This window comes from Nonomuraea sp. NPDC050556, from assembly GCF_044457355.1.
Classification (GTDB): Bacteria; Actinomycetota; Actinomycetes; order Streptosporangiales; family Streptosporangiaceae; genus Nonomuraea.
Genome location: NZ_JBITGU010000002.1, coordinates 1717197 through 1729589 on the forward strand (window position 1 = coordinate 1717197; position 12393 = coordinate 1729589).

General features: G+C 71.7%; 6 protein-coding genes. All 6 read left to right on the forward strand.

The window, feature by feature from the left end:
- The first annotated feature begins 70 nt into the window (after positions 1 to 70).
- The 6 genes from ACIBG8_RS26205 to ACIBG8_RS26230 all read left to right on the forward strand — a co-directional run bounded on the left by ACIBG8_RS26205 (position 71) and on the right by ACIBG8_RS26230 (position 12349).
- Entirely contained in the window at positions 71 to 3367 is a 3297-nt protein-coding gene (locus tag ACIBG8_RS26205) for a S8 family serine peptidase (protein WP_397345566.1), read from the forward strand.
- Positions 3368 to 3478: 111 nt separating this feature from the next.
- Positions 3479 to 4393, forward strand: coding sequence for a glutaminase (locus ACIBG8_RS26210; RefSeq protein WP_397345567.1), 915 nt, complete (start codon positions 3479 to 3481; stop codon positions 4391 to 4393).
- Positions 4378 to 7041 carry a LuxR C-terminal-related transcriptional regulator gene (locus tag ACIBG8_RS26215; RefSeq protein WP_397345568.1) on the forward strand — a complete coding sequence of 888 codons (2664 nt, stop codon included), beginning with the start codon at positions 4378 to 4380 and terminating at the stop codon, positions 7039 to 7041. The genes ACIBG8_RS26210 and ACIBG8_RS26215 overlap by 16 nt, the downstream gene beginning before the upstream one ends.
- Positions 7042 to 7090: 49 nt before the next feature.
- Positions 7091 to 8731, forward strand: a complete 1641-nt coding sequence (locus ACIBG8_RS26220) for a putative Ig domain-containing protein (protein WP_397345569.1) — start codon at positions 7091 to 7093, stop codon at positions 8729 to 8731.
- An 80-nt stretch (positions 8732 to 8811) separates the two neighbouring features.
- Positions 8812 to 11580 carry a hypothetical protein gene (locus ACIBG8_RS26225; RefSeq protein ID WP_397345570.1) on the forward strand — a complete coding sequence of 923 codons (2769 nt, stop codon included), beginning with the start codon at positions 8812 to 8814 and terminating at the stop codon, positions 11578 to 11580.
- A gap of 22 nt (positions 11581 to 11602) precedes the next feature.
- Positions 11603 to 12349, forward strand: coding sequence for a LuxR C-terminal-related transcriptional regulator (locus ACIBG8_RS26230; RefSeq protein WP_397345571.1), 747 nt, complete (start codon positions 11603 to 11605; stop codon positions 12347 to 12349).
- Positions 12350 to 12393: the final 44 nt, after the last annotated feature.

A 12393-nucleotide genomic window follows, 5' to 3' on the forward strand; every position in this document is an offset into this window, starting at 1 on the left:
CGCAGCCTCAATGAGGGGGTTCTTCGTGTCATCCGTTCCATTCTTATCGCGCCTGCGACGATCGGCGACCGTGGTCGTCGGGTTATCCCTGACGATCGCCATCAGCCCCGTCGGCGCGTTCGCGGCGGAGACGCCAACACCGCCGCCCAGCAAGTGGAAAGCCGCCCCGATCACCGGCGGCCAGCTCGTCGAAGGCGCCAAGTCGCCCACGGGCAAGCTCGCCAAGAGCGACCCGACCCTCCTGAAGGCGACCTCTCCCGCCCCCGTCAACGTCGTCGTCAAGCTCGACTACGACTCCCTGGCCGCCTACCAGGGCGGGCTGCCCGACCTGCCGGGGACCAGCCCCTCGGTCACCGGCAAGTCGCTCGACGTCAAGAGCGCCAACGCGCAGAAGTACAGCGAGCACATCAAGGAGGTCGAGGACGCGTTCCTGGCCGCCCTGACCAAGCAGGTCCCCGGCGCCGTGGTCGGTCAGAAGATCAGGACCGTGTACGGCGGCATCGCGCTGAGGATCCCCGGCGACAAGGCAGCGGCGGTGCTGAAGCTGCCCGGGGCGGTAGCCGTACAGGCCGACAAGCCGCAGCAGCTGCTCACCGACTCCAGCGCCTCCTTCATGGGCGCCGACACCATCTACAGCCAGCTCGGCGGCAGCGACTCGTCGGGCAAGGGCGTCATCGTCGGCATCCTCGACTCCGGCGCGTGGCCGGAGCACCCCTCCTTCGCGCCCGTGGGCACGCTCCCCGCCCCTGGTCCGACCAAGGACGGCACGCCGCGCGTCTGCAACTTCGGCGACAACCCGCTGACCCCGGCGTCCGACCCGTTCGTCTGCACCAACAAGCTCATCGGCGGGCGGCCGTTCCTGGACACCTACAACGAGGTGTTCGGCGGCGAGGTCTACCCGGACAGCGCCCGCGACTCCAACGGCCACGGCACGCACACCGCGTCGACGTCAGCGGGCAGCGCGGTCGCGCACGCCAACCCGCTCGGCATCGACAGGGGCGCCATCCACGGCATCGCTCCCGCCGCGCACGTCTCCGTCTACAAGGTCTGCGGCGCCGAGGGCTGCTTCCCGTCCGACTCGGCGCAGGCCGTCGCCCGCGCCATCCTGGACGGCGTCCGCGTCATCAACTTCTCCATCTCCGGTGGCAGCGACCCGTACAGCGACCCGGTCGAGCTGGCCTTCCTCGACGCGTACGCCGCCGGCGTGCTCGTGTCGGCGTCGGCGGGCAACTCCGGTCCCGGTGCGAACACCACCGACCACCGCAGCCCGTGGGTGACCACGGTGGCCGCTTCGACGCAGAGCAGGACCTTCGAGTCGACCGTGACTCTGGCGTCCGGCGACGCGGCGATGACGATCAAGGGCGCCTCCATCACCGCGGGCGTCGCCTCGCCGCTGCCCATCGTGCGCGCCTCGGCTCCGCCGTACAACAACGCGCTGTGCACCGTCCCGGCGCCGCCTGGGATCTTCGCCGGGAAGATCGTCGCCTGTGAGCGCGGCCCCAACCGCGTACTCAAGGGCTTCAACGTACGGCAGGGCGGCGCGGCCGGCATGATCCTGTACAACTCCACGCCGCTCGACATCATGACCGACAACCACTGGTTGCCGACCGTGCACATCGACAAGCCGCAGACCGACGTGTTGCTGGGCTTCCTCTCCACCAACCCGGGCGCGACGGCTTCGTTCACGCAGGGCACCAAGACCACGTGGCAGGGCGACGTGATGACCACGTTCTCCTCGCGCGGTCCTGGCGGCGACTTCCTCAAGCCGGACGTCACGGCTCCTGGCCTGCACATCCTGGCCGGGCAGACGCCGACGCCCGAATCGCCGCTCGAAGGCCCGCCGGGCAACCTTTTCCAGGTGATCGCGGGCACCTCGATGTCCTCGCCGCACGTGGCGGGGTCGGCGGCGCTGCTGTTCGCCCTGCACCCGGACTGGACGCCTGGCCAGGTGAAGTCCGCGATGGAGACCACCGGCAAGACCTCGGTCACCAAGCAGGACCGCACCACGCCGGCCGACCCGTTCGACTTCGGCGGCGGCCGCGTGGACCTGACCAAGGCCGGCGACCCCGGGCTGACCCTGGACGAGACGGCCGCCAACTTCGTGACCTCAGCCACGAACACCCTCGACCGCATCGACCTCAACCTTCCGTCGGTGAACGCGCCGATCATGCCGGGCATCATCACCGCCAAGCGCACGGTCAAGAACGTCACCAACAAGACGCTCACGTTCACCGCCTCGGGCACGACCGTCAGCGGCGCCAACATCTCGGTGCTGCCGCCGGTCTTCATCCTGGGACCGGGCAAGACCGCCAACCTGACGGTCGTCGTCACCGCCCCCGACCTGCCCAACGGGCAGTACTTCGGCCAGGTGGACCTCAAGCAGGTCGGCGGCTCCCGCGCGCTGCACCTGCCGGTCGCCTTCTTCCGGCAGCAGGGCGCCGTGCCGATCGACCAGACGTGCGCGCCGTCCACCATTCCCAGGAACACCGGTGAGTCGACCTGCACCGTCAACGTGCGCAACGACACGCTCCAGGACACCGAAGTGACGGCGCTCAGCACCTTGGACGCCAGGCTGCGGCTGAACAGCGTGACCGGCGCCACCAAGATCGGCACCCAGATCGCCACGGCCAAGGCGACCCTGGCGGCGCGCCAGCCGGACAAGCCGGGGATCGCCCCCGGCGTCAGCCCTGCCGGGTACATCCCGCTGGACGCGTTCGGCATCACGCCGGTGCCCATCGGTGACGAGCAGGCGGTGAACTTCACCGTCCCGGCGTACACCTTCGCCGGGAAGACCTACAACAGGCTCGGCATCGTCTCCAACGGGTACAGCATCGCCGGTGGCTCGAACGGCTCCGACGACATCGCGTTCGCGCCGCAGACGCTGCCCGACCCGGCCAGGCCCAACGGCGTGCTCGCGCCGTACTGGACCGACCTGGACGGCACCGGCGCCCCCGGCGTCTACGTCGCCACGCTGACCGACGGCGTGAGCACGTGGATCGTCGTGGAGTGGCGGGTCAACCTGTTCGGCACCGGCTCCACGAAGGTGTTCCAGCAGTGGATCGGCGTCAACGGCACGGAGGACATCAGCTACACCTACGACCCGGGCAACCTGCCGGGCGATCCTCCCGCTGGCTTCGGCCTGACCGTCGGTGCCGAGAACGACGAGGGTACGGCGGGCGGCCAGATCACCGGCCCGCCCACCACGGACCTGGTCGTGCACAGCACTCCCGGCGCGCCTGGCGGGACCCTGTCGTACACGATGAAGATCAAGGGGGTGAGCGCGGGCGTGGGCAAGGTGACCACGGCCACGTCCACACCGCAGGTCAAGGGCGTCACGGTGGAGGTCGACAAGATCACCGTGCAGTGACGTCCGTCTAGGACGGGGGCCGTGGGCGGCGCGCCGCCCACGGCCCTTCCGCGTTCAGCAAGGGTTCTCCCGCTATCCGCGCCCCGCCGCCCGTTCCTAGGCTCGCCACCTGTGAACACGCGCTGTCAGGACGTCCTCGACCGGGTTCTGGCAGCCGTGGAGCCGGTGGTCGGACGCGGGCGAATCCCCGACGAGATCCCCGCTCTGGCCTCCGTCGACCTGCGGAGCTTCGGCCTCGCCCTGGCCACGGTCGACGGAGCGGTCCGCGGCGTCGGTGACTGGGAGGCGCCTTTCTCCATCCAGAGCCTGTCCAAGGTGTTCGCCCTGGCGCTCGTCCTGGGCAGGGACGGCGACAGGACGTGGACCCGGGTGGGGCGCGAACCCTCGTCCCACCCGTTCAACTCCCTGCGCGAGCTGGAGAGCTGCGGCGGGATCCCCCGGAACCCGTTCGTCAACGCGGGCGCCCTGGTCGTGGTGGACCGGCTGCTCGACCTCACCGGGGACGCGCGGCACGCGTTGCGCGACTTCCTCAGGGCGGAGAGCGGGGCGGACGTCGACTTCGACAAGGACGTCGCGCTGTCGGAGGCGGCGCACGCGCACCGCAACGCGGCCGTGGCCAACCTGCTGGCCGGGTACGGCAACCTGCGGCATCCGGGGGACGTGGTGCTGCAGCACTACATCTGGCAGTGCTCGATCGCGATGAGCTGCCGGGAGCTGGCGGTGGCCGGGGCCTTTCTGGCGCGAGCGGGGGTGCGCGGCGACGGGACGCGGCTGCTGTCGGCCTCGGATGCCCGGAGCGTCAACGCGACCATGATGACCTGCGGGACCTACGAGAGCGTCGGGGAGTTCGCGCACCGGGTGGGGTTGCCGGGCAAGAGCGGGGTCGGGGGCGGCATCCTGGCCGTGGTTCCCGGCCGGTGCGCGATCGCGGTGTGGAGCCCGGGGCTGGACCTGCACGGGACCTCGATCGCTGGGGTGGCGGCGCTGGAGGCGTTGACCGCTTTCACCGGGTGGTCCGTATTCTGAACGCCCCAGAAGGGCGGTGGGAGATGGTTCACCGGGCCGGTCTGCTGGCCTCGGTCGCGGACCACCTGGCGGCGGGGCGGCGCGTCGCCGTGCGTGGGGTCGCGGGCGTGGGCGTCACCACCCTGCTTTCTGCGTTACGGCAGAGCGCGGAACGCAGCGTGTGGGTCACCTCGCCGTCCGGGGGCTCCTATGCCGTGCTCGCCGAGGTGCTCGCTGCCTTGCCGCAGGAACACCTGAACGAACTGCCCGCCCCGCAGCGCCAGGCGGCGGAGGCGGTGCTGCGCCGGGTGGAGGGGCCACCGGACCAGGTCGCCCTCCGCTTCGCCGTCGCCACCTTGGTCGGCCGCTGGGCGGGCAACCTGGGTGGGGGTCGGGCGGGCGATCTCGCTGAGCGGGCGCTTCTGGTGGTCGACGATGCGCATCTCATCGATGCCGGTAGTGCGGACGCGCTGAAGCGTGCGCCCGTCGGCGTCGTCCTGGGCACCCGCACGGCGCTGCCGGTGCTGGCCGACGTCGAGGTGGTGGTCCCACGGCTGTCGGGGGACGAGGTGGCCGAGCTGCTGGCGGAGGCCGGTCTGCCCTGCCGCCTCGCCGGGCAGGTCCACCGGGCCAGCGGTGGCTTCCCCGGCTGGGCACTGGAGATCGGCAGGGCGATGGCCGAGGGCTCCTCGTGCGTCCCTGCCTCTACTCAGCGTCGCCTGGCCGAGCTGCCCGAGCGGACCCGCCGTACGATGCTGCTCGCCGCACTCGCCAGGACGCCGACGATCGCGCTCCTGCGCGGCGCGGGCCGCCCGGACGCCGACCAGGACCTCGCCCCCGCCCGCACAAGCGGGCTGGTGGAGGTGTCGCCGAGCGGCGAGGTGTCCTTCACCGCATCGGTATTACGCGACGCCCTCCTCCAGGAGGCCTCGTGGTCGGAGCGGTCGGATGGGCACCGCGCGCTGGCAGACGTCACCACCGACCTCCCCGAGCGCGCCCGCCACCGCGCCCTCGCCATGAGCATCGTGGACAAACCGGCGATCGCCGAGCTCACCGCAGCGGCAGCGGCCGCCCGAGCGGACGGCGACCGAGGCACCGCAGCGGAGCTGGGACTGCTCACGGCACAAGCGAGCGCCCTGGTGGCCGCCGCCAAGGATGCCGCCGCCGCCGGGCGGCTCGATCTCGCCAGGCAGGCCGAGGCCAGGCTGGAGCGGCTAGGCACAGCGGCCGAGCGGGTGCGCGCCCGCCTCGCCATCATCGAAGCACTAGGCCAGGGCATCGACGACAGCTCGGACACCTTCGCCAGAGCCTTCGCCGACGCCGCCGGCGATCCCCGCCTGGAGGCGGAGATCCACCTGTTCCTCGCGATCAAGGCGAACGTCGCCGACGGCGACCCGGGCGCCGCGAGGGAGGAGGCGATGCGCGCCGGGGAGCTGGCCGTACAGGGAGACGACCCCGATCTGCTGGCAGCCGCGCTCACCATGCAGGCCAGGATCGAGCGCATCGTCGGCGCTCCCGGCGCTGAACACACCCTGGCCAGAGCCCTGGCCGTGACCCCCACCATCGGCGACCTGATCAACATCTCGCCGCAGTTCCTGGCGGCCAGGCACGCGTTGTTCGACGACCGGCTCGCCGCCGCGCACGCCACGCTGCTGGGCCTCCTCCCCCTGGCCGAACGGTCGGGCGTGGCCTCCGACCGGGTGGACATCCTGCGCGGCCTGGCCGAGGTCGAGGTCAGGTCGGGCAGGTGCGGCCGGGCGCTGGTCCACGCCGCGCACGCGCTGAGCCTCACCGACGCGGCGCGGCTGTCCCCGGGCCCCGCCTGGTACACCGCGGCGACGGCCGAGGCGGCGGGCGGCGACATGCGCAGGGCGCAGACGTACGCGACGCTCGGGGTGCAGGCCTCGCGCGAGGACCACGACGTCATCTTCCTGGCCAGGAACCTGCACGTCCTCGGGCACGTCAGGCTCGTCGGCGGCGACGCGGAGGGCGCGGCGGAGTCGCTGTCCGAGGTCCGCGACCTGGAGCTGGCGCAGGGCGTCGTCGACCCGTCGGTCCTGCGCTGGCACGGCGACCTGGTGATCGCCCTGGCCCTCACCGGGCAGCACGGGCGCGCCCGCCGCCTGCTGGAGGAGACCAGGCCTGTCGCCGTACGGCTGGCGCGGCACGGCGTGCTGGCCGCGCTCGACCGGGCCGAGGGCGTGCTGCTGTCGACCGAGGGCGACCTCGAAGGGGCTGGCACGCTGCTCGACTCGGCGAGCGCCGGGTTCGTCGCGCTCGGGCTGGTCATGGAGCACGGCCGTACCATGCTGGACCTCGCCCACGTCGCCAGGCGGAGGCGGCGCAGGACCCGGGCCCGCGCGGCGCTCACCGAGGCGACGGCGCTGTTCGCCGCCGCCCAGGCCCGCCCGTGGAGCAGGCTGGCGCGGGACGCGGCCGAGCGGCTCGACTCGGCGCCCGCCCGCACGGCCGCGCTGACCGACACGGAGGCGCGGGTGGCCACGCTGGTCGCGGCCGGTTCGAGCAACCGCGAGGTCTCCGCGAACCTCTACCTCAGCGTCAAGACCGTCGAGGCGACGCTCACCCGCGTCTACCGCAAGCTGGGCGTGCGCTCGCGGACCCAGCTCGGGATCGCGTTGCAAGGGATTCCCCCGTTTCCCGGGGCGTGACCGGAAACCTACGTTTTCCGGAATCACCCCCGTTGAAAGGGCTCCCCCCATGCGCTTTCTCTTGGGCCTGGCCGTCGCTCTCACGGTCATCGCCTCACCCGCGTCAGCCGCCCCGCCCGATCCCGTGCTGGCGGCGATGAAACGCGACCTCGGCCTGTCCACCGCCCAGGTCCAGTCGTTGTGGTCGGCCGAGGCCGGCGCCAGGAACATCGCCCGCTCCCTCCCCTTCGACCGGTCAGCCCTGTGGTTCGAGAACGGCTCGCTGTTCGTGGCCGTCACCGACGACGCCCAGGCGGCCCAGGTCCGCGCGGCCGGCGCGCAACCGAAGCTCGTCGCCCGCGGCCCCGCCGCGCTGGCCGCCGTGGCGGCCGCGATCACCCCGGCTCCCGGCGTCAGCAGCTGGGGCGTTGACGCCGCCTCCGACAGCGTGGTCGTGACCGTCACCCCGCAGGCCACCGACCGGGTACGGCAGAGCCTGACCGCGCTGTCGCCCGCCGTGCGCCTGGTCGAGTCCGCTGCGACGCAGACCCAGCAGGGCGGCGACGTGGTCGGCGGCGAGTCCTGGAAGCCGGGCACCGAGAGCCAGTGCTCGATCGGCTTCTCCGCGACCGGTCAGGGCGGCTCCCGCCACTTCCTGACGGCGGGCCACTGCACCAACGACGCCAACCAGGCCGCCTACGGCAAGGACGGCACCCGGCTGGGCACCTCCAACGTCGGCGGCAACCACAGCGTCAACGCGGAGGAGGGCGACTTCGGCCTGGTGGACGTCACGGAGGCGAGCTGGAACCTGGCCGCCAGGGTCTCCGGCTACGGGTCCGGCGACGCCACGGTGACCGGCTCGTCCGAGCCGACGGTCGGCATGTCCATCTGCCACTCGGGCGCCAACACGCAGTGGAGGTGCGGCACCATCACGAAGGTCAACCAGCGGGTGGACTACGGGAACGTGGTCGTCGGCGGCCTGTTCATCACCAACGCCTGCTCCGGCGGCGGCGACTCTGGCGGCTCGTACGTCACAGGGCCAAAGGACAACGCGCTGGCCGTGGGCCTGCACTCGGGCGGCGGCAACCCCTGCGGGCAGAGCGACCCCAACACCAACGCGCAGCCGGTCGTGGAGGCGCTGGGCAAGTGGCAGCTGAGCCTGCTCACCTCCACGCCGCAGCCGGGGGCGCCCAGCGTGGCCAATCCGGGCAACCGTACGAGCGTGGTGAACACGCCCGTCTCCCTGGCCAACTCGGCCAGCGGCGGCAGCGCGCCGTACACCTGGACGGCGTCCGGCCTGCCCGCCGGGCTGTCGATCGACCAGGCGAGCGGCACGATCTCCGGGACCCCCACCGCCACAGGAACCTCCACGGTCACCGTCACGGCGAGCGACACCGCGGCGAAGTCCGGCTCAGCCACCTTCACCTGGACGGTCACCGGCACCGGCGGCGGCACGCCCACCCTCACGAACCCCGGCTACCAGAACGCCTACATCGGCAGGCCGTTCAGCCTCCAGCTGACCGCCACCGGCGGCACCCAGCCGTACGCGTGGACGGCCACCGGCCTCCCGCCCGGCCTGTCTCTCGGCTCGACAACCGGCGTGATCTCGGGGAAGGCCACCACCTGGGGCCTGTACAACAGCACGATCACCCTGACCGACGCGGCAGGCAGGACCGCCTCCGTGAAGGTCGGCTGGTCGATCTGGTCCTGACGGGAAGTTGAGTAGGGGGTGACTCAGGCGGATTTGTCGGGACAGGTGAAGCGTGTGGGGTGACTCGAAGAGATCCCCACATGCGCGTGATCGCCGTTCTGATCCTGTTACTGACGAGCCTGATCGTCATCCCCTCCGCGCCCGCCGCCGCCGAGGCGACGCAGCCGATCAAGGTGTCCATCACCCAGCTCAGATGCGCCTCCCCCTGCCGGAACGAGGGCCTGGAGGGTGCGGGCGAGAGCGCCCCCGACTTCTACGCGAAGATCACCATCGGCAGCCAGACGGTCACCACCCCCCGCGCGCCCGACAACCAGGACATGGTCTCCCCGAGCAACTGGTTCCTGGCCCAGGACGTCTCCACCTCGGTGGTCGACCTGCCGGTGTCGATCCTCATCATGGACTACGACGACGGCACGCCCGACGACGTGGCGGACGCCAGCCCCCGGCCGGGCGACGCCACGTTGCGCTTCACCATCAACATGATCAACGGCGTCGCCAAGGGTGACGTGACGGGGTCGCTCGGCTGCGCCACCGGCAACGGCGAGCCGGGCGGCGGCGTCTTCGGCGACGACCCCCAGCCTCCGGTCACCCTGTGCTGGCAGATCGAGCCCCAGCCCACCACGGACACCGACGGCGACGGCCTGACCGACTACGCCGAGCGCCGTGGCCTCGACTTCGACAACGACAAGGTCATCGACCTGCCGCTGTCGGACTACTCGCCCGACCCGCTGCGCCGCGACCTGTTCGTCGAGATCGACTGGATGCAGAACGACGAACCGTCCACCGCCGTCCTCAACGCGGTGGAGCAGGCCTTCAGCGCCGCGCCGATCACCAACGCGAAGACCGGCAGGACGGGCCTGTCGCTCAACCTGGTGAAGAACGAGCAGGTGCCCACGGTCGATCCGTTGATCTTCGGCGACGGCAGAGGGCCCGGCGCGCTCGACGACTTCGACGACCTGAAGGTCGGCACCAAGGCGTGCGGCGACAGCACCACCGACGCGGCGGTCGGCCACTTCGGCACCCGCAGGGAGCGCACCAGCACGGCCTGCGCGCAGATCCTCGACTTCAAGCGCCGCTGGTTCCGCTACGGCCTGTTCGCCCACAGGCAGGCGTCGGACTTCACCTCCTCCGGGGTGGCCGAGCTGGACCCGGGCACCGCCATCACGGGCAGCAACGACTTCGCCGTCACGCTCGGCGGCTGGAACGCGGCCATGATCACCAATGTCGGCGGCCGGGACAAGGCCGAGATCGGCACGCTCATGCACGAGCTCGGCCACACCTTGGGCCTGCGTCACGGCGGCGGCGACGACGTCAACTGCAAGCCCAACTACCTGAGCGTCATGAACTACCCGCTGCAGTTCGCCACCGCGACGGCCGACCCCGACCGGCCGCTGGACTACTCGACGGACGCGCTCGACCCGTTGGTTGAGGACGCCGGGCTGGACGAGCAGCGGCAGCTCTCCGTGCCGCGCGCGGGCAACCGGCGCATCGTCTACGGCGTGGGCGGCGCCGTCAGGGTCGGCCGGGCCAACCAGCCCATCGACTGGTCGGGCACGGGAGCGCCGTTCGACACGAACGCCACGGCCGACATCAACACGCTCACCAGCTACACCGGCGCGCAGGGCTGCGTGACGGCCGTGCCCAAGCAGACGCTCAACGGCTTCGACGACTGGGCCAACCTGGCCTACACCTTCACCAGCAGCCGCTTCTTCGCCGACGGCGTGCACGGAAACCTGCAGGAGATGACCGGCGAGGACGTGCTGCGCATGACCTCGGCCGACCTCAAGGCGACCAAGACCGTCGACAGAGCGGACGCCATCCCGGGCGACGAGCTCGCCTACACCGTGACCGCCACGAACAAGGGCCCGGCCACCGCCACGGAGGTGGCGATCACCGACGGCGAGGAGACCAGGGCCGTCGCCGACCTACCGGCCCAGCAGAGCGCCACCGAGCGCTTCACCGCCACGATCCCCTGCTCGACCGCCGACGGCACGAAGATCGTCAACACCGCCCGGGTCACCGGCAAGCCCGAGCAGGACGGGACGCTGGGCGACAACACCGCGACGGCGACGACCACCGTCCACGCGCCCGTGCTCACCCTGACCAAGACCGCGACCCCCTCGGCGGGCGCCGCGGAGCCCGTCACCTTCACCCTCACCTACAGCAACACCGGCTCGGCCCCGGCCACGGGCGCGACCGTCACCGACGTCCTGCCCCAGGGCCTGTACTACAGCCAGGGCTCGGCGCAGCAGGTCACCAGGAACGGCGACGGCACCACCACGCTGCGCTGGACGCCTGGCGCGGTCCCTGCGGGCGCCACCGCCACGATCACCTACACGGCCCGCACCAGCCTGCTGGCCACCGGCGGCGCGACGGTCACCAACAACGCGACCCTCGGGTACGGCGACGCGGGCGGCTGCGCGTACGCCGACGTCGCGGCGTCGGCCACGTCCACGGTCACCGAGCAGCAGCCGACCAGGAACCCGTGGCTGCCCACGCTGTGGCAGCTCCACCGGTCGCTGCGCACGCCCGAGCTGCTGGCCCGCGTCCAGGCGACCGACCAGCGCTTCGACGTCTCCCCCGCCGACGGCGTGCTGTCGCAGAGCGAGGCGGACGCGGCGCTGGCCGTGTCGGCTCTGCCGTACGGGCTGCTGCGCGCCCAGCTCATGGCCACCTACCTCAACCTGGCCGACCGCCGGATCAACGCGAGCACGAGGATCCTGTCGATCGGCTTCGACACGGTCGGCGACGCGGCACGCTACGCGCAGCGGGCCGACGACCTGGTCAAGCAGGTCAAGGCGACGACCCTGCTGAACGAGGTCAATATCGGGCTGATCGAGCGTTATTGAGAAACCCGCGACAATAGGGGGCGTGGAAGAGGAACTCGCCGCCCTGGCGGGCCGTATGGAGGGCATGCTGGCCGAGCTGCGCGGCATCACCGCCGACCAGCGTGCCGTCCAGGAGATCGAGCGGGTCGACGACCAGCAGGCCGTCGCCCGCCTGATCGCGGAAGCCGTCGAGTCGTCGTACGAGCTGCGCGCCATGCATCCGATCGGCACCGCGCGGACCGGGCGCGAGGAGCAGCGGAGCCGCCGCGACGTGCTCGACGCGCTGCGGCGCGGCATGACCATGCGGACGATCGTGCACCGGAGCGTCCTGGACCACCCGGGCAAGCTGGCCAGGCTCAGGGAGCTGCACTCCGCCGGAGACCTGCACCGGGTCATCAGCGAGCCGATCCAGCAGCTGCTGATCTTCGACCGGGCGGTGGCGTTCGTCCGCATCACGCCGGTGGACAACACCCCCGGCGCGCTGGTGATCAGGCAGCAGAGCCTCATCGCCACCTTCGTCGACCTGTTCGAGCAGACCTGGGCCAAGGCCACCGACGTGTCCGAGCCCCCGGACGCGATCCACCGGCTGACGCCGCGCGAGCTGGAGGTGCTCGCGCTGATCGCGGAGGGGCGGTCCAACGGCGGCGTGGCGCGCGCCCTGTCGATCACCGAGGCGGCCGTGGGCAAGCACGTGGCCGGGATCTTCGCCAAGCTCGACCTGCCCGCCTCGGAGGACGACAACCGGCGGGTGCTGGCGGTGCTGGCGTACCTGCGCGGCGGCGCGCGGTAGGGCCAGGCATACCCAGGGCTCGCCCCAGCACCCGCGCGAAGCGC